The organism is Undibacterium umbellatum (genome assembly GCF_014284125.1).
GTDB lineage: Bacteria > Pseudomonadota > Gammaproteobacteria > Burkholderiales > Burkholderiaceae_D > Undibacterium > Undibacterium umbellatum.
The window spans coordinates 727,643-745,734 of sequence record NZ_JACOFX010000001.1; the positions used below are offsets into that span (position 1 = coordinate 727,643).

Sequence of the window (18,092 nt, forward strand, 5' to 3'; positions counted from 1 at the left end):
CGGCGGAAATCACATCATTCATTTAGAAACTCTTCTCAATTAATACTAACAAATACAGACAAGATCAACGCAGTTTGGCAGCAAATTGCTGACTTGCGGCTTGTACCAGGGCTTGCATCGCGGCCTCTACTTTATCGTCTTGCAGGGTACTTTGAGTATCTTGCAAGCTAAAGCGGAAAGCAAGACTTTTCTCATCTGCTTCCAGACCTTTTCCACGATATTCATCAAATAAAACAAAGCCTTGCACGATTTTACAGACTTCGTTTTGCTGCGTTTCGCGCCTGAAAACATCCAGCAGATTTTGCACTACAACTGTCTGTTTGACAACTAAAGCCAAGTCACGAGTAACGGCCTGGAACTTGGATATTTCCTGATATGAGGGCACTTGCACTTGTTGCAAGGCTGTCACATCAACTTCAAATACCACTGGCGCCAAAGGCAGGTCATATTTTTGCTGCAGGCGCGGATGCAATTCACCAATAAAGCCGATGACTTTACCATCAAATTCTATATTGGCGCTGCGGCCTGGATGCAGGGCGACGTGCTCATTCTTGACGAAGCGCAAGGAACCAGGCGCAAACAGGGCTTCCAGGTCAGCCTTGATGTCAAAGAAGTCGACGTTGCGGGTATCTTGCCCCCACTGCTCTTCTGCTACCGGGCCATATGCCAATGCTGCCAAACGCTTGGGCTGATTATAACCAGCCACTTCCAGCGGACCATCTTGCACGCCGGCATCCTGCAGATACACTGCACCGATCTCAAAAATGCGTACGCGGTTGAGCTTGCGATTCAGGTTATAGCGCGTATTGGCGATCAGGCTACCTATCAGATTGGTGCGCATGACACTCATCTGGCTGGCGATAGGATTGAGCAATTTAACTGGCGCATCATTGCCAGCAAAATCTTTTTCCCAGGCTTCTTCGACGAAGCTGTAATTCACGACTTCCTGATAATCCTGGTCAGCCACGAGGCGACGCACGGCAAACAGCGAACGCTGGTTTTCCGGAGCAATCAGCATGGCATTTGCAGCAACAGGCGGCAATGCAGGGATATTCTCAAAGCCATACACGCGCGCGACTTCTTCGATCAAATCTTCTTCGATTTCTATATCGAAACGATAAGACGGCGGCGTCACCAGGAATTCACCTGGCTGCTGGGTGAATTGCAAACCCAGACGGGTGAAAATATCGGCAATCCTGGCATCATCCAGCGCCACACCGATGACTTTCACGGCGCGCGCTGTACGCAGCTTGACTGGCGGACGTTGTGGCAGATTGACGATCTGGTCATCTACCGGTCCCAGCTTGACTTGTTCACTACCACCGCAAATTTCCACGATCAGGGCACTGATGCGCTCTATGTGTTCAACGATGGAGGCGAAGTCAACACCACGCTCAAAGCGGTGCGCTGCATCAGTAGAGAAATTGAAACGACGGGCACGGCCCTGTATTGCCTGCGGCCACCAGAAAGCGGCTTCCAGATAAATGTTTTGCGTGTCCAGGGTCACGGAGGTGGAATCACCACCCATGATACCGGCCAGGGATTCAATCTCTTTGTCATCAGAAATAACGCCAACCCAGTCATCCACTTCAACCGTATTGCCGTTCAGGAGCTTCAGCGATTCACCTGCCTTGCCCCAGCGCACTTCCAGGCCACCATGGATTTTGTCCAGATCAAACACGTGGGAAGGACGCCCCAGTTCCAGCATGACATAGTTGGAAATATCCACCAATGCAGAGATAGGACGCTGACCACTGCGTTCCAATCTTTGCTTCATCCATTCTGGTGTCGCGGCACGGGCATTGACGCCACGGATAACACGACCGGCGAAACGACCACATAAGTCAGGCGCACTGACTTTGACAGGCAGAGTTTCTTGCAAAGTCACCGGCAACACGACTGCTTCCGGCAAGTGCATGGCTGTGCCTGTCAAGGCAGATACCTCACGCGCCACGCCGAGTACGGACAGGCAGTCTGCCTTGTTCGGTGTCAGCTTGATGGTGAATTTCAGGTCATTGAGTTGATAGTAATCGCGGAAGTTCTGACCGACTGGCGCATCAGATGGCAAATCCATCAAGCCACCGTGGTCTTCCGACAATTTCAATTCACGGGCAGAGCACAGCATGCCGTAGGACTCAACGCCGCGCAGTTTGCCTATCTTGATTTCAAATGGCTTGCCATCTGCGCCAGGTGGCAGGATGGCGCCAACCATGGCGCAAGGCACTTTCATGCCTACGCGTACATTCGGTGCGCCGCAGACGATGTTGAGCAAGCTGCCCGTGCCTACATCGACCTGACAGACATTGAGTTTGTCAGCATCTGGATGCTTGGCGATTTCGCGAATTTCCGCGACGACGACATTATTAAATGGAGGAGCAACTGGCTCCACCTCTTCGACTTCCAATCCCGACATGGTGAGCATATGGGACAACTCATCCGAAGTCATCTTCGGATCGACCATGGTACGTAGCCAGTTTTCAGAAAATTGCATAATTCAGCAGTCTAATGTTGGATGCAGGGCGCGATGCGCCACTCAAAAATTCAGGGATGCGCTGTGTAATTCTATTAATTGAATTGCTTCAGGAAGCGCAAATCGCCTTCGTAGAACAGGCGCAAATCGTTGACGCCATAACGCAGCATGGTCAGGCGCTCAAGACCGGAACCAAAGGCGAAGCCTATGTATTTTTCCGGGTCCAGACCCATATTGCGCACCACGCTAGGATGTACCTGGCCAGAGCCAGACACTTCCAGCCAGCGACCTTTCAGCGGACCACTGCCAAAGGCAATATCGATTTCGGCAGATGGTTCCGTGAATGGAAAATAAGATGGGCGGAAACGCACTTGCAAATCGTCAGTTTCAAAGAAAGCTTTGACAAAATTCAGGTACACGCCTTTAAGATCTGCAAAGCTGATGTCTTCAGCAATCCACAAGCCCTCGACCTGATGGAACATCGGGGAGTGCGTGGCATCGCTATCAACGCGATAAGTGCGACCAGGTGCGATGACCTTGATCGGTGGTTTATTCATGCGCGCATAACGCACTTGCATGGGGCTGGTATGGGTGCGCAGCAATAATTGTTTACCCTGGCTATCTTTGCCATCGACATAAAAGGTGTCCTGCATCGAGCGTGCAGGATGGTTTTCCGGACTGTTCAGGGCGGTAAAGTTAGTCCAGTCCGTTTCGATTTCGGGGCCATCTGCCACATCAAAACCGATGGAACGGAAGATTTCTTCAACACGCTGCCAGGTACGCATGACAGGGTGGATTCCGCCAACGCCACGGCCACGGCCTGGCAAGCTGACATCGATCGCTTCTGCATTCAGGCGTGTCTGCATTTGCGCGTTCGCCAGGGCGTCGCGTCTTTCAGTCAGTGCTTCTTCTATCTGAACTTTGGCGGCATTGATCACTGCGCCCTGTACTTTTTTTTCCTCTGGTGGCAATTTACCCAGACTTTTCATCTGCTCTGTAATCTGACCACTCTTACCAAGGTAAAGCGCTTTCGCGTTCTCTAATGCTGCAGCATCGTTTGCTGCCAGAAAATCAGCACGTGCCTGGCTGACGATTTGATCTAAAGGGTTCATGCCTTGTTCCCGCTTACTGTGAAGCTGAAATAATGATCTGAAAACAAAACGGGGCATAGGATTCAACCTCTGCCCCGCTTGATATTTGCAACTGGCTTTCACCAGTCACTACGACTCACTGATTGCGATCACTAATGTGATTAGGCAGCCAGGTTAGCTTTGACTTGATTAACAATCGCAGCGAATGCTGGTTTGTCAGTCACAGCCATGTCAGCCAGTACTTTACGGTCGAGTTCAATTGCGGCTTTTTTCAGGCCGTTCATAAACACGCTGTAAGTCAGGCCATGCTGGCGAGCCGCTGCATTGATACGTGTGATCCATAAAGCGCGGAATACACGTTTCTTGTTGCGGCGATCACGGTATGCATACTGACCAGCGCGCATAACTGCTTGCTTGGCAATACGAAATACCTTACTACGACGACCACGGTAACCTTTGGCAAGGTTGAGAACTTTCTTATGACGGGCACGAGCTGTAACCCCACGTTTTACTCTAGGCATAATAACTCCTTAAATAATGAGTATGAGGTTAAGCTGTTGGCATCATGCGCATGACGGATACCATGTTGGTGTCATGAACACCTACGGAACCGCGCAATTGACGTTTGTTCTTGGTAGTTTTCTTGGTCAGAATGTGACGTTTGAAAGCTTGACCGCGTTTAACGGTTCCACCTGGACGGACGCGGAAGCGCTTCTTGGCGCTGCTTTTCGTCTTCATTTTTGGCATAGTACTATCTGTCTTTTAAGACAGCTCCACTTTTATATGATGGTAGGTGGCAGCAACAATCGCTACTCTTGGATGCCTACTTCTCACTTATTGTGACTCATCCTGAGGATGAGTCTTTCGTAATGCGCGCAATGCGTGCCTCACAAACCTGCTCAAGAAACAAACAGAAAATAAGCAAAACTTATTTCCTGTTATTTCTCATTATTTCTTTTTCTTAGGTGCCAGAATCATGATCATCTGACGACCTTCCATCTTTGGAAACTGCTCGACTTGGCCATACGGTTCCAGATCAGCCTTCAAACGCTCCAACATACGCATGCCGATTTCCTGATGCGCCATTTCACGACCACGGAAACGCAGTGTGATCTTGGTCTTGTCGCCATCATCCAGGAACTTGGTCAGATTACGCAATTTGATATTGTAATCTCCATCATCTGTACCCGGACGGAATTTGACTTCCTTGACCAGTATGACTTTTTGCTTCAGCTTGGCTTCGTGAGCTTTCTTTTGCTCCTGGTATTTGAACTTGCCGTAATCCATCAAACGGCAAACTGGCGGCTGCGCCGTCGGCGCTATTTCCACCAAATCAACATTGGCCTCTTCCGCTAAACGGAAGGCTTCACCCAGTTTTACGATGCCCAGAGGCTCGTTCTCAACGCCGGATAAGCGCACTTCTGGCGCTGTAATTTCACCGTTGATGCGATGTGACTTGTCAGTAGCTATTGCAGTTTCCTTCGAAAATAATAATATAAAGCTATGCAGCCCTGTGTACAACAGGGTCGCTGCTAATCTGTTAAACCTTGGTTTCCACTTCGTTTTTTAAACGAGCTATAAAGGCGTCCAGAGGCATTACCCCCAGATCCAGATTGCCACGCGTACGCACAGCCACTGTATTGGCATCCCTCTCTTTGTCGCCTATCACGAGGATATATGGCAGTTTTTGAATGGAATGCTCGCGTATTTTAAAGGTAATCTTCTCATTACGCAAATCAGTTTTCACTCTAAACCCTTGTTTCTTCAGGATTTCTGCAACAGATTGTGAATACTCCGCCTGCGATTCCGAGATATTCAGGACAGAAACCTGCACTGGTGCCAGCCACAAAGGCAAGGCAGCGGCATGATTTTCTATCAAGATACCAATAAAACGCTCCATCGAGCCAACAATCGCACGGTGCAACATGATAGGCACTTTGCGACTATTGTCATCAGCAACATATTCTGCACCCAAACGACCAGGCATGAAGAAATCGACTTGCATGGTTCCAACCTGCCATGGGCGACCGAGGCTGTCTTTCAGGTGATATTCAATTTTAGGACCGTAGAAAGCACCCTCACCCGGCAATTCTTCCCACTCAACACCGCAAGAACTGAGGGCAGTACGCAGCGTAGCCTCTGCCTTATCCCAGATCTCATCACTGCCGATGCGGTTTTCAGGACGCAAAGCCAGTTTAATGAAAATCTTTTCAAAGCCGAAGTCCTCATACACTTTCATCGCTTGCGGATGGAAAGCCATGACCTCATCCTGGATTTGCTCTTCAGTACAGAAAATATGACCATCATCCTGGGTAAAGCCACGCACGCGCATGATGCCATGCAGCGCGCCAGACGGCTCATTGCGATGGCACTGACCAAATTCACCAAAACGCAAAGGCAGATCACGATAGCTCTTCATGCCAGAGTTGAAAATCTGTACATGGCCAGGGCAATTCATCGGCTTCAAGGCATATTCACGACTCTCGGACTCAGTGACAAACATATTGTCTTTATAGTTCTCCCAGTGACCAGTCTTGCCCCACAGGCTTTTATCCAGAATTTGCGGACCTTTAACTTCTTGATAGCCACAGTCCTGATAGACCTTGCGCATGTATTGCTCTACTTGCTGCCAGATAGTCCAACCCTTGGCATGCCAGAATACCAGACCAGGTGCTTCGTCCTGGAAGTGGAACAAGTCCAGCGCCTTGCCCAGCTTGCGGTGATCGCGCTTTTCTGCCTCTTCCAGCATATGCAGATAAGCTTCCTGATCTTCTTTCTTGGCAAAAGCAGTACCGTAGACACGTTGCAGCATCTCGTTTTTGGAGTCACCACGCCAATAGGCACCAGCCAACTTCATGAGCTTGAATACTTTCAGCTTGCCAGTCGAAGGCACATGCGGGCCACGGCACAAATCAGTGAAATTACCCTCTGTATATAGCGACACATCCTGATCAGCAGGAATCGATTCTATGATCTCGGCCTTATAGGCTTCACCTATGGATTTGAAGTAGGCAACAGCCTCATCGCGCGGCAGAACCTTGCGAGTAACTGGCTCGTCTTTTTTCGCCAGTTCAGCCATTTTCTTTTCTATCGCTACCAGATCATCTGGTGTAAATGGGCGCTTGTACGAAAAATCATAGTAAAAACCATTTTCGATGACAGGGCCGATAGTAACTTGCGCGTCTGGATATAACTCCTTGACGGCATAGGCCAGCAAGTGAGCAGTAGAGTGACGTATCACTTCCAGGCCGTCAGCATCCTTATCCGTGACGATAGCAAGATCTGCATCAGCATCGATCAGATGCGAGGTATCTACCAGCTTGCCATTAACGCGGCCAGCCAGAGCAGCTTTTGCCAGGCCAGCACCGATGCTGGCAGCAACCTGCGCCACCGTTACCGGCGCATCGAATTGTCGTTGCGAACCATCAGGAAGTTTTACTGAAACCATGTCACTCTCCAAAGCGGAAAAATACAAAAATAATTGAGATAAAAGATGAGCCTAAAAAACGCAGACGAAAAAAAAGCACGGCTAGCCGTGCTTTTTCAGTTTGTTGCAAACGAAAAGTATCCTCGACTAGAGTCGCTCCCAAACCAGTTTAGTGGTAGTTCGCGGTGTCATAACCAGGGATGCCTTTCTCGCTCTTAACTATAATGTTTTAATAATTTTAAAATCTTTGGTAGGCACGATTGGACTCGAACCAACGACCCCTACCATGTCAAGGTAGTGCTCTAACCAGCTGAGCTACGCGCCTAAGAAACAAGAGTATAGCAGAGCCTTTAGGAAAATTGCTAGTCCCCTCGGTCAAAATATTTCCATGCACCTTGTAAGCTTGGATATTAAACCTGCATATTTAGCTCTACCAGCTAAAAGAACAGCATCCGAAAAATTGCCAAGTATATATATGATCCCGCCTTAGGCTACACTAATGCCATATTCAATACAGCACCATACCCCACATGACCTCCCCCTCCCAACATCAGAGCAGCGAGCATTTGCATGACCACCGACGTGGCGATGCGCAGCACAGACATTATTTTGAAAACCGCAGTCAAAAAATTCTGGCATGGGCACTGGGCCTGACCCTGAGTTTTGCTGGCGTCGAAGTTGCATTTGGCTTCCTTTCAAATTCCCTGGCCCTGATTTCCGATGCGGGGCACATGGTAACTGATGCCGCCGCCCTGGGCCTGGCTCTACTGGCGCAAATCATCGCAAAACGCCCGCCTACAGCAAAAAATTCTTTTGGCTTTGGCCGTGCTGAGGCGCTGGCAGCTTTTGTAAATGGTTTGGCCATGCTGGGTGTGATTGCCTGGATATGCAAGGAAGCGATACAAAGATTTTCTGCGCCAGAAACCGTGCAAGGCGGAACCGTCATGCTGGTAGCAGGCATAGGCCTGGCCATCAATATCGTCGTTGCCTGGGTACTGTCGCATGATAAAGAGAGCGTGAATACCAAGGCTGCCCTGATTCACGTCATGGGAGATTTACTGGGCTCCATTGCCGCGATTATTTCCGGCGCAGTCATTTACAAAACCGGCTGGATGCAAATCGACCCACTACTATCGATTTTTGTTTCCCTGCTGATTTTAAAATCCACTTTGTCGGTTTTAAAGGAGTCTTATCACTTCCTCATGGAGGGCGTGCCACACCATATAGACTACGTGCAGATCGGCACCGACCTGGAAAACATCAATGGCATCTTGTCAGTACATGACTTGCATGTATGGGAAATGTCACCAGGCTACCCTGCCCTGATCGGTCACCTGGAAATCGAAGACCTCAGCGCTTGGCCACGCATATTGGAAGACGTCAAGACCATGCTGCTCGTCAAGCACAAGATTGATCATATTACGATACAGCCGGAAGTAAGCGAAGAGGAAGAGTAATCCTCCCTTGCTGCCCTTAAATATTATGGCTGCCGCTCAAGGTGCACATTCAACACAGGGTAGCGCTCAGCCAGGGCAACATCAAGCTGACGCAAATAACGACTGCCAAATTTACCAGACTCAAGACCACTCATCAGCGACGCTGGAATATCAACTACATATTCTGGCGTGAGTGAAGCAAGCCCCATAGCGATCGCTGCGACACTATCGACATCACCACCAAAATTGACGCAATCAAGCAATAGTTTTGACATGCCGCGATTGGCCTGCAGGGCTGTATTGACAGCATGTAAGGTTTGCAAAGCGTCGCACTCGACTTCAGCAAACCAATCATTCCGCAATGCAAAGCCCGTCATTTTCAATACAAGCTCAGGTAACTCTGCCAGTTTTGCCTTGTCATATAAAAGTGCATGCGACATAAATGCGACGACATGAGAAGACAAAATACCCTCCGCAGTATTGTGGGTCACAATGGCTTGCTCACGCGCAGCTAGTGCCAACAGTTTCTTATCCCCAATCAAGCCCAATGGAACCGAGCGCATTGCTGCACCATTGCGACGACTCTCTGGTGAAATTCGCTGCCTGAGATCAGCACCATTCCCACATAAATTCAGCAACCCCTGCAATCCCTTGGCATATCCCAGTCGCTGGTCGCGCTTGTAACATCTGACATAAGCATCAGCAAAAACATTCGCCGAGCAATCACTATCAGATAGCAAGACTTCAGCAACCGCAATGCTCATCTGCGTATCATCCGTATAGCAACCAGCCTGAATACCCAGCTCATGTGGCACGTATTTTTCAAGTGTATTGCTGAGCATGATTTTTTCATGTCCGCAAAACTCAAACCCAGCCCCGTAGGCATCGCCTATCGCTATCTCTAACAGCAAGTCATTTCTCCCTCAGCCGCAATATCTGCAGGCTTATATGCTTAAAATTCAATTCCTGCGCACTTCCAGCACGCCACTGACTTCATGCAACACATGCAGTGCCTTTTGCAACTGAGTCGTGCCACCTATCTCTACAGTAAACGACATACGCGCCTGTGCTTTTGCACTCTGGGTATTGACGCCTATTACATTGATCTTTTCGCGGGAAAATACTTCAGAAATATCACGCAATAAACCTTGCCTATCCTGCGCCAGCACGAAAATATCCACGGGATAAACCGTGTCCTTGCCATGATCACCCCAGGTAGTTTGTATCACCCGCTCTGGCGCCTTATTGCGCATCTCGGCGAAATTCTTGCAACTCAAGCGATGTATTGATACACCTTTGCCACGGGTGACAAAGCCAACGATATCATCTGGAGGTGCTGGCTTGCAGCAGCGCGCCAGTTGCGTCATCAATCCTTCCGTACCTACCACCAGCACGCCCGACTTGGCACCTTGAGTAACGCTGGACGCCCGGCTCTTATTGGTGAAACTGAGTTCATCAGGCTCAACCTCGGGTACATTTTCCCGCAAGACCGTTTCTATTTGCCTGAGACTGAATTCATCCTTACCAACGGAGAGGAAGAGATCATTCACATCCGCAAAACCCAGTTTGCGGGCCAGCTCTTCAAGATTGACTGCTGTCTTGCCTTCGCGTTGCAAGGTTTTTTCTACCAGGGCGCGGCCATTCGACAGGGTTTCCTCCTGATCGATGGCATTGAACCATGCGCGTATCTTGGTACGGGTACGTGTACTGGCAGAATAATCAGGCGAGAGCCAGTCACGTGATGGGCCAGCCTGAGAAGAGCCAACCTTCAGGGTAATGATTTCTACCGTCTGACCATTTTGCAGCGGCGTGTTCAGCGGCACCATGACATTATCAACCCGCGCGCCACGGCAGCGATGGCCAACATCGGTATGCAGGTGATAGGCAAAATCCACAGGCGTGGAATTACAGGGTAGTTCTATGACGCGGGCTTGCGGGGTCAGCACATAGATTCTGTCATCCAGACTGGCCGCCTTAAGTTTTTCCACCCATTCGCGCTGCAGCTCTTCCTGCTCAACGACGACATCAGTGACGTCAGTTTTCCAGGCCAGCAATTGCCTGAGCCAGGCGATTTTTTCATCATATTCTTGCGCTGAAAAATTCGAACCACCTGATTCTTTATAGCGCCAGTGTGCTGCCACACCATATTCGGCAAACTGGTGCATTTCTCGCGTACGTATCTGCACTTCCAGCGGCCTGCCATCCTCCACCACCACGACCGTGTGCAGCGACTTATAGCCATTCGGCTTGGGACGGGAAATATAGTCGTCAAATTCCTTGGGTATCGGAACCCAGGCGTTGTGTACTATGCCAAGTACGGTATAGCAATCCTTGATGTCATCGACGATGACGCGAAAAGCACGCACGTCATACAGCTCATCAAAATTGACCGACTTGCCCTTCATCTTTTTCCAGATGCTATAGATATGCTTGGGACGCCCGGACACTTCAGCCTTAATGCCGGCTATCTGCAATTCCTTATTCAGTCTTTCGATCGCATTGACAACAAAGCTCTCGCGCTCCAGGCGCTTTTCTTCCAGCATCTTGGCAATACGCTTGTATTGCACAGGCTCCAGGAAGCGGAAAGATAGGTCTTCCAGTTCCCATTTGAGTTGCCAGACACCGAGGCGGTTTGCCAGTGGCGCGTACAAGTCCATGGTTTCACTGGCGTATTGCTGGGCAGCGCCATCTTCGCGCTTGCATTCAGCAAAATACCGCAAGGTAGTTACCCTGGACGCCAAACGCACCAGTACTACGCGCATGTCGGTGGCCATGGCCAGCACCATCTTGCGCAGGGTTTCCATCTGGCTGGCGGCTTTTTCAGCAGCGTCTTTGCCACGGCCAACATCGTGTTGCGTCAAAGCGGCTTCACGCAATTTCATCAGGCGACGTATGCCGGTGACCAGATCGGCGATTTCCTTGCCGAAGCGGATTTCTATCTGCTCTGCCGCAATCGGGTTCAATTCTGGCAATTCAAACAGGATGGCAGCGATACGGGTATCAACATCAGTACGCAACATGGCCAGTGTAGCCACCACGCCATTGACAAACTGCAGGGCGTTTTGCTCAGTGATCACGCATTTACTGGCATACAGCGGCGTCACGTATTCCAGGGCAGCCATGACGCGTTCGGCGTCGGCCTCGGACAAGCCTTCCAGCAAAGCGGCTTCTGTTGCTGTAGTCGATATTGATACCATATGATTTATATCTGCGCTGCAGTGACAACGACCTCTATAAGCCAGTCAGGATTGGCCAGTCTGGCTTCTACCGTGGCACGTGGTGGCGAATTACCCTGGGCGACCCAGGCATCCCATACCTGGTTCATGCTACCTATCAGACTGATGTCAGACAAGAATATCTGGCAACTGAGTATGCGCGACTTGTCGCTACCCGCTTCTGCCAGCAAGCGGTCAATATGAGCCAGCACTTGTGCCGTTTGCCCTGCTATATCCTGAGTGGCGTCGTCTGGAATTTGCCCGGCAAGATAAACGACCTTATTAAAAATCGCGGTTTCGGACAAACGCGGGCCTACGTGAAATCTTTGGATACTCATATTTTTCTTAATTTTGGTTCAATAAAAAATCAACCGCTACCGCGATCTGCTCAGGCTGAAGGAAAGTTGGTGCATGGCCCACGCCAGCGAACTCTACCAACCGGGCACGCGGACCACGCTGCATCATCGCTTGCGCAGATTCTGCAGTCAGCAAATCAGATTCTGCCCCACGCACCAGCAAAGTCGGGCAACTTATCGCGTCATACGCCGCCCACAGCATGGTTTGGGCAATTGCCGCCAGTTCTGGCGTGCTGGCCTTGATAGGTTGGGCCAGACCGAGATCATAGTGTCGCACCCACTGCCCTTGCTCATTTTGACGTAAGACATCGCGCGCCAGCTTTTCCCACTGAGCCTCACTGTGAGGGCCAAAAGAAATCGAAATGGCCTTTATATAAGCCTGCGCCTCATCAAAGCTTTCAAAGCGCACGTCTTGACCTATGTATTCACCTATCCTGGCCAAAGCTTCAGGATTAAGCACTGGCCCCACATCATTCAACACGAGTTTTTTGATGGGATTGTCAGGCAAACTCGCAAGACTCATGCCTATCAATCCCCCCATGGATGTACCAAACCAGTGCACGGTTTCGGCTTCCAGCCTGGCCAGCAAGCTGACCATATCACTGACATATTGCGGTATCTGGTAATGCATGGGATTGCGCAAACGGCCTGAATAACCGCGCCCGACCACATCCGGGCATACCACGCGGTACTCCTGGCACAGTGCTACGGCCAGGGAATCAAAGTCCTCAGCCACTCGCGTCACACCGTGGACACAGACTAATACCTTGGGATTAAGCGGGTCACCCCACTCTTTGTAAGACATGGTGTGCAAGCCGGTAGGCGAGATACATTGCACTGATTTGCGTCTGGCCTGCATGGATTTTCCTCGTGAACAGTATTTTTACTAGCGCATATGAACGACATTTTACCGTTCGTTGAGCTTAAAATCATTGTTAACTGTTGGAATGCATGTTTTTTAGACAAATTGAAACTTGCAGCCACTGGCATTAATACTATATACACCATGTACGAATAGCAGTTTTTTTGCGTCCCTTGCACAAAACCACACTTCAGGAGTCAGCATGTCAGCATCGTCCCTCAAAGGCAAAACCGCACTGGTTACAGGTTCCACTTCTGGCATAGGGCTGGGTATTGCCCGTTGCCTGGCTTCAGAAGGCGCAAATATCGTCTTCAACGGTTTTGGCGACAGGCAAGAGATACAGATCCTGCAAAATGCCGTTGAAAACGAATTCGCGGTAAAAACGGCCTATCACAATGCTGACATGAGCAAGGCAATAGAAATTGAAGCCATGATGAGCTTTGCCAACACGACTTTTGGTGGCATTGATATCCTGGTCAACAATGCCGGGATACAGCATGTCGCCAATATTGAAGACTTCCCGGTAGAAAAATGGGATGCCATCATTGCCATCAACCTCACCTCCAGCTTCCACACCACCCGCCTGGCCTTGCCATATATGAAGCAAAAGAACTGGGGGCGCATCATCAATCTGGCATCCGTCCATGGCCTGGTTGCTTCTGCACAAAAATCTGCCTACGTGGCGGCCAAACATGGTCTGGTCGGCTTTACCAAAACCACGGCACTGGAAACAGCACAAACAGGCATTACATGTAATGCCATCTGTCCCGGCTGGGTATTAACACCGCTGGTGCAAAAACAGGTAGATGCACGAGCTGAAAGAGATGGCGTCGATAACGATACGGCCAAAAAGTTGTTATTAGCTGAAAAACAACCATCCGGCGAGTTCGTCACACCTGAACAATTAGGTGCTTTAGCAGTATTCTTTTGCAGCGATGCCGCCAGCCAGATACGCGGTGTTGCCTGGAATATGGATGGTGGCTGGGTCGCCCAGTAATATATAGCGCAACTGATCGTTAGTTGCCCTGCCGAAGAACGAGAATGCGACACTGACAATTTTTGCTTTCGTCGCATTTTCTTCAGATGTATAGTGTTGGGACACCATTTAAACGGGAGACTTTCATGCATATACTTGTCCGCCTTATCGGCATTTCAGTCATGGGCATGACGACTGCCACCTGCCTTGCCGCCGACAAAATGAAACCCGGCCTTTGGGAAATGACGATGAAGTCAGATGCCATGAAGGCCATGCCCAAGATCCCTCCTGAGCAACTGGAAAAAATGAAGCAGATGGGTATCAAAATGCCGGACATGCAAAATGGCGCAATGGTACATAAGATTTGCTACACCAAGGAAATGGTAGAGCAAGAAAAACCACCTGCCAGCGGTCGCGAACAGCAATGTCAAAGCAAGAATTTCAGCCGCTCAGGCAACGCCTATTCCGGCGACATTATCTGCGACATGCCAGAGATGAAAGGCACAGGAAATGTCAAAGGTAGCATCAGCCAGGACAGCATGACTTCAGTTTATGATTTCAAGGGTGTATCTCACGGCAAGCCGTATACCCAGCATATGGAAACCACAGGAAAGTGGTTGGGAAGCGATTGCGGCGATGTGAAGCCACCGATGATGCCACCGAAAAAATAGATCTACCTGAAGCCATATACCAAATCAAAAAGCCGCTGATCAGCGGCTTTTTGATTCCAAAACGAATTGCACATCAGGAAACAGCACTGACGTCCAGCGTTGCCTCAGTCTTGGCAATGATTTCTTCCTTGCTGACGCCAGTCGCCAACTCCACCAGCTTCAATCCTGCCGGAGTAACATCAATCACACCGAGGTCAGTAATAATACGGTTCACGACAGCCACGCCCGTCAGAGGCAAATTACAAGCCTTAAGGATTTTATGGGCATCGCCCTTGGCGACATGCTCCATCAAGACAACTACGCGACCTACCCCGGCCACCAGATCCATGGCACCGCCCATACCCTTGACCATTTTGCCGGGAATCATCCAGTTGGCCAGATCGCCATGTTCGCTGACCTGCATCGCCCCCAGAATAGCCAGATTGATCTTGCCGCCGCGTATCATGGCGAAAGAGTCAGCCGAGCTGAATATGGACGAGCCAGGCAAGGTGGTTACCGTTTGCTTGCCAGCGTTGATCATGTCGGGATCAACTTCTTCTTCTGTCGGGAAAGGGCCTATGCCCAGCAAGCCGTTTTCAGACTGCAACCAGACTTCCATGCCTTGCGGCACGTGATTGGCGACCATCGTCGGCAATCCTATACCCAGATTGACGTAAAAGCCGTCTTGCAGTTCTTGTGCTGCACGCGCAGCCATTTCATCACGATTCCATGCCATGTCTTGTCTCCTGCTATCTTAATTCGATGGGCGTACGGTACGCTGTTCTATACGTTTTTCCGGATTGGCATTGACGACGATGCGCTGTACGAAAATACCTGGCGTGTGGACTTCATCCGGGTCCAGCTCGCCAATTTCTACCAGCACCTCGACCTCGGCTACGGTGATCTTGCCAGCCATCGCTACATTCGGGTTAAAGTTGCGCGCGGTCTTGCGATACACCAGGTTACCGGCCTTGTCAGCCTTCCAGGCTTTGACCAGAGATACGTCAGATACCAGTGAACGTTCCATCACATATTTCTGACCATCGAACTCGCGGATTTCCTTACCATCTGCAACAATAGTGCCGACGCCAGTTTTGGTGAAAAAGGCCGGGATACCCGCACCGCCAGCACGCAATTTTTCTGCCAGGGTGCCTTGAGGCGTGAATTCCAGTTCCAGCTCGCCAGCCAGGTATTGGCGCTCGAACTCCTTGTTTTCGCCGACATAGGAAGAAATCATTTTCTTGATCTGGCGCGTCGTCAACAACTGCCCTAGTCCAAAGCCATCGACACCGGCATTATTTGAAATGGCTGTCAGCTCCTTGACGCCAGAATCGCGCAGGGCAGCAATCAGCGCCTCAGGTATACCACACAGTCCGAAACCGCCCACGGCGATGGTCTGGCCGTCTTTAATAATACCAGCCAGAGCACTAGCTGCGTCAGGATAAACTTTGTCCATATTGTCCCCTCTCCAGGTTGTAAATCGATATTTCTTTTGTCAAATGGTTGCCTGCAACTTACCGCAAACAGCCAAACAAATCATTAGTCTTACAGGATATGATGCTGCGTTATACTGCGCAATACCGTAAAAATACGCCTTTACTACATCAATTGCACCAATGTCAGCGGAACCTGGAAATGAATGTCGTACAGCCTATCGATTTTGAATCCATATTTCAACACGCACCTGTTGGTATGTGCGTATCGCAAAACCGCATTATCCAAGCCTGCAATGATGATCTTGCCAATATGTTTGGCTATCAAAAAGATGAATTGCTAGGGCAGTCTTTTCTGGTACTCTACCCTAGTCCTGACGAATTTGAACGTACCGGCGCACGCATCACTCCGATCATGAATGCCAAGGGCTATTATTCTGATGAACGCATCATGAAGCGCGCAAATCAAGACCTTTTCTGGTGCCATGTTTCTGGTCGAGGCCTTAACAAGGACAATCCGCATGCAGCTGGCATCTGGACTTTTGAAGACCTGAGTTCCAAACGCCCGGTCACGGCAGAACTAACGCCGCGTGAACGTGAAATCGCCGCCCTGCTGGTAGAAGGTAAAACCAGCAAGCTTATCGCCCGCCAGATTAACCTTAGCCCAAGAACGGTAGAAATGCACAGGGCAAAACTGATGCGCAAATTCAATTCAGCGACATCCAGCGAACTGGTGCACAAGTTGCTGGGCATCATGCGCTGAACTGCCAAGTTCCTCAAAGTGCCTGAGTCGGCACCTGGCTTGCTTCATTGGCGCAAGCTCAAACTCAAATTCAAACCTTCACAGCTTTATTTTTACGCTTTGAGACTTTGATTTCACTCAGTTTTTGCTTGATTGCTTCGGGCAAGGTCTCAGATTTACCTGTCTCGGCTGATACCCAGACTACCTTGGCACCACCTTCTGCATACAGGGCATAACCATCACCGACTGAACGCATTTCCTGCATGGTTTCAAAACTGCTGCGGCCTGCTGCACCGATGTAGGTGCAAACTTCCACCTGCCCCGGATATTTCAACGGTTTTTTGAAAGTGCAATAGGCATTGACGATGACAGGGCCATTGCCAGCCTCGTCCGGCAGGCAACCCATCATGCTCAGCCACTCTATACGCGCCTGCTCCATATAGCGGAAATAGACGGTATTGTTGACATGGCCCATGGCATCCATATCGCCCCACCGGATAGGAATGGTGACGGTATAGACCAGCTTCTTTTCCGTAACCTTGTTCTCTATCATTGCACGCTCATACCATCATCTGCAGTGACTATGGCACCATTGAGGAAACGTGATTCTTCAGCCGCCAGCAAAAGCAGCAAACCATCGAGATCTTCAGGTGTGCCAACACGTTTTCTTGGCAACATGTCGACCAGTTTTTGGCCAGCGTCTGTAGAAAAATAATCTGAATTGATTTCAGTAGAAATATAGCCAGGGCAAATCGCATTCACGTTAATGCCATACTTGCCCCACTCTACCGCCATGGCCTTGGTCATGTGTACGACCGCAGCTTTGCTCATGCAGTAAATGCCTATTTGCGGCAATACCCGCAAACCGGCAACCGAAGCGATGTTGATGATGCGATGTTGCTTTTTAGGATCACCCTTGTGGCGGGCGATCATGCGCTTGGCAGCTTCCTGCGCCACAAAGAAAGCACCACGCTGATTGGTATCCATGACATAGGCATAATCGTCGGGCGTAACATCGACCAGGCGTTGCGTGGTTGATACACCAGAGTTATTGATGAGGATATCGATAGGACCAGCCTCTGTCTCTGCATGGGCAATGGCTGATTTGATGCTGCCATAATCCGTAACATCGAGAGCAACCACGTGAGCCGCACCACCTTCAGATTCGATTTCGGCACGCAATTCTTTAAGCCTGTCTATGCGCCGCGATGCCAGCACGACTTGTGCGCCTGCCTGCGCCAGAATTTTTGCAAATCGTGCGCCAAGACCACTGGAAGCACCAGTAACCAGTGCAATCTTGCCTTCGAAATTGACTTCTATGCCCATCTGACTCTCCGCAATATTTGGAATAAATTCACTAATCTATAAGACTCTATGATGACATACTGATTATGCTTGTGTTGTATGGATTTGAATTACTTGGCGATTTTTAAA

Annotated in this window: 18 protein-coding genes and 1 tRNA gene; 4 read left to right on the plus strand and 15 right to left on the minus strand. The window is 49.9% G+C overall.

Translation table 11 applies throughout. The features are described from left to right. Positions 1 to 64 precede the first annotated feature (64 nt). The 7 genes from pheT to H8L47_RS03385 form a co-directional block, all read right to left on the minus strand. A complete protein-coding gene (pheT, locus tag H8L47_RS03355) occupies positions 65 to 2,491 on the minus strand; it encodes a phenylalanine--tRNA ligase subunit beta (protein ID WP_186951800.1) in 2,427 nt (808 codons plus the stop codon). A 74-nt stretch (positions 2,492 to 2,565) separates the two neighbouring features. Beyond that, positions 2,566 to 3,582 carry a phenylalanine--tRNA ligase subunit alpha gene (pheS, locus tag H8L47_RS03360; protein WP_186951801.1) on the minus strand — a complete coding sequence of 339 codons (1,017 nt, stop codon included), beginning with the start codon at positions 3,580 to 3,582 and terminating at the stop codon, positions 2,566 to 2,568. A 140-nt stretch (positions 3,583 to 3,722) separates the two neighbouring features. Next, complete coding sequence (rplT, locus tag H8L47_RS03365) at positions 3,723 to 4,082, minus strand: 50S ribosomal protein L20 (RefSeq protein ID WP_110253941.1); 360 nt, start codon at positions 4,080 to 4,082, stop codon at positions 3,723 to 3,725. A 28-nt stretch (positions 4,083 to 4,110) separates the two neighbouring features. Continuing rightward, positions 4,111 to 4,308: a 50S ribosomal protein L35 gene (gene rpmI / locus H8L47_RS03370; protein ID WP_110253942.1), complete on the minus strand. Its 198-nt coding sequence runs from the start codon at positions 4,306 to 4,308 to the stop codon at positions 4,111 to 4,113. 201 nt (positions 4,309 to 4,509) lie between these two features. Further along, entirely contained in the window at positions 4,510 to 5,082 is a 573-nt protein-coding gene (gene infC / locus H8L47_RS03375) for a translation initiation factor IF-3 (protein ID WP_230413557.1), read from the minus strand. A 19-nt stretch (positions 5,083 to 5,101) separates the two neighbouring features. Continuing rightward, a complete protein-coding gene (thrS, locus tag H8L47_RS03380) occupies positions 5,102 to 7,009 on the minus strand; it encodes a threonine--tRNA ligase (RefSeq protein WP_186951802.1) in 1,908 nt (635 codons plus the stop codon). A 227-nt stretch (positions 7,010 to 7,236) separates the two neighbouring features. Further along, positions 7,237 to 7,313: transfer RNA gene (locus H8L47_RS03385), tRNA-Val, on the minus strand. 205 nt (positions 7,314 to 7,518) lie between these two features. On the opposite strand from H8L47_RS03385, the gene H8L47_RS03390 reads away from it, so the two are divergent. After that, entirely contained in the window at positions 7,519 to 8,445 is a 927-nt protein-coding gene (locus H8L47_RS03390) for a cation diffusion facilitator family transporter (RefSeq protein WP_186951803.1), read from the plus strand. 23 nt (positions 8,446 to 8,468) lie between these two features. On the opposite strand, the gene H8L47_RS03395 is transcribed toward H8L47_RS03390, so the two are convergent. From H8L47_RS03395 to H8L47_RS03410, 4 genes are read right to left on the minus strand one after another with little or no spacing between them, the layout of a single operon-like run. Further along, positions 8,469 to 9,335 (minus strand): ADP-ribosylglycohydrolase family protein, encoded by an 867-nt coding sequence (locus H8L47_RS03395; protein WP_186951804.1) that lies wholly within the window; start codon positions 9,333 to 9,335, stop codon positions 8,469 to 8,471. A gap of 48 nt (positions 9,336 to 9,383) precedes the next feature. Then, positions 9,384 to 11,621, minus strand: a complete 2,238-nt coding sequence (locus H8L47_RS03400; RefSeq protein WP_186951805.1) for a RelA/SpoT family protein — start codon at positions 11,619 to 11,621, stop codon at positions 9,384 to 9,386. 5 nt (positions 11,622 to 11,626) lie between these two features. Continuing rightward, positions 11,627 to 11,977, minus strand: a complete 351-nt coding sequence (locus H8L47_RS03405; RefSeq protein ID WP_186951806.1) for a RidA family protein — start codon at positions 11,975 to 11,977, stop codon at positions 11,627 to 11,629. Positions 11,978 to 11,984: 7 nt separating this feature from the next. Continuing rightward, the gene (locus H8L47_RS03410) at positions 11,985 to 12,854 is read right to left on the minus strand and encodes an alpha/beta fold hydrolase (protein ID WP_230413558.1); all 870 of its coding nucleotides are present in this window, start codon (positions 12,852 to 12,854) and stop codon (positions 11,985 to 11,987) included. Between the two features lie 205 nt (positions 12,855 to 13,059). On the opposite strand from H8L47_RS03410, the gene H8L47_RS03415 reads away from it, so the two are divergent. Together H8L47_RS03415 and H8L47_RS03420 are read left to right on the plus strand one after the other, a co-directional pair. After that, positions 13,060 to 13,854: a 3-hydroxybutyrate dehydrogenase gene (locus H8L47_RS03415; protein WP_186951807.1), complete on the plus strand. Its 795-nt coding sequence runs from the start codon at positions 13,060 to 13,062 to the stop codon at positions 13,852 to 13,854. 125 nt (positions 13,855 to 13,979) lie between these two features. Next, entirely contained in the window at positions 13,980 to 14,504 is a 525-nt protein-coding gene (locus H8L47_RS03420; protein ID WP_186951808.1) for a DUF3617 domain-containing protein, read from the plus strand. 73 nt (positions 14,505 to 14,577) lie between these two features. Here H8L47_RS03420 and H8L47_RS03425 read toward each other — a convergent pair whose 3' ends face one another. Further along, the gene (locus H8L47_RS03425; RefSeq protein WP_186951809.1) at positions 14,578 to 15,219 is read right to left on the minus strand and encodes a CoA transferase subunit B; all 642 of its coding nucleotides are present in this window, start codon (positions 15,217 to 15,219) and stop codon (positions 14,578 to 14,580) included. An 18-nt stretch (positions 15,220 to 15,237) separates the two neighbouring features. After that, positions 15,238 to 15,939 carry a CoA transferase subunit A gene (locus tag H8L47_RS03430; RefSeq protein ID WP_186951810.1) on the minus strand — a complete coding sequence of 234 codons (702 nt, stop codon included), beginning with the start codon at positions 15,937 to 15,939 and terminating at the stop codon, positions 15,238 to 15,240. A 179-nt stretch (positions 15,940 to 16,118) separates the two neighbouring features. Between H8L47_RS03430 and H8L47_RS03435 the strand changes: the two genes are divergently transcribed. Further along, positions 16,119 to 16,679 (plus strand): LuxR C-terminal-related transcriptional regulator, encoded by a 561-nt coding sequence (locus H8L47_RS03435; RefSeq protein ID WP_186951811.1) that lies wholly within the window; start codon positions 16,119 to 16,121, stop codon positions 16,677 to 16,679. 70 nt (positions 16,680 to 16,749) lie between these two features. Here H8L47_RS03435 and H8L47_RS03440 read toward each other — a convergent pair whose 3' ends face one another. Beyond that, positions 16,750 to 17,211 (minus strand): acyl-CoA thioesterase, encoded by a 462-nt coding sequence (locus tag H8L47_RS03440; RefSeq protein WP_186951812.1) that lies wholly within the window; start codon positions 17,209 to 17,211, stop codon positions 16,750 to 16,752. Then, the gene (locus H8L47_RS03445; protein ID WP_162041802.1) at positions 17,208 to 17,984 is read right to left on the minus strand and encodes an SDR family oxidoreductase; all 777 of its coding nucleotides are present in this window, start codon (positions 17,982 to 17,984) and stop codon (positions 17,208 to 17,210) included. The genes H8L47_RS03440 and H8L47_RS03445 overlap by 4 nt, the downstream gene beginning before the upstream one ends. Between the last annotated feature and the right edge of the window lie 108 nt (positions 17,985 to 18,092).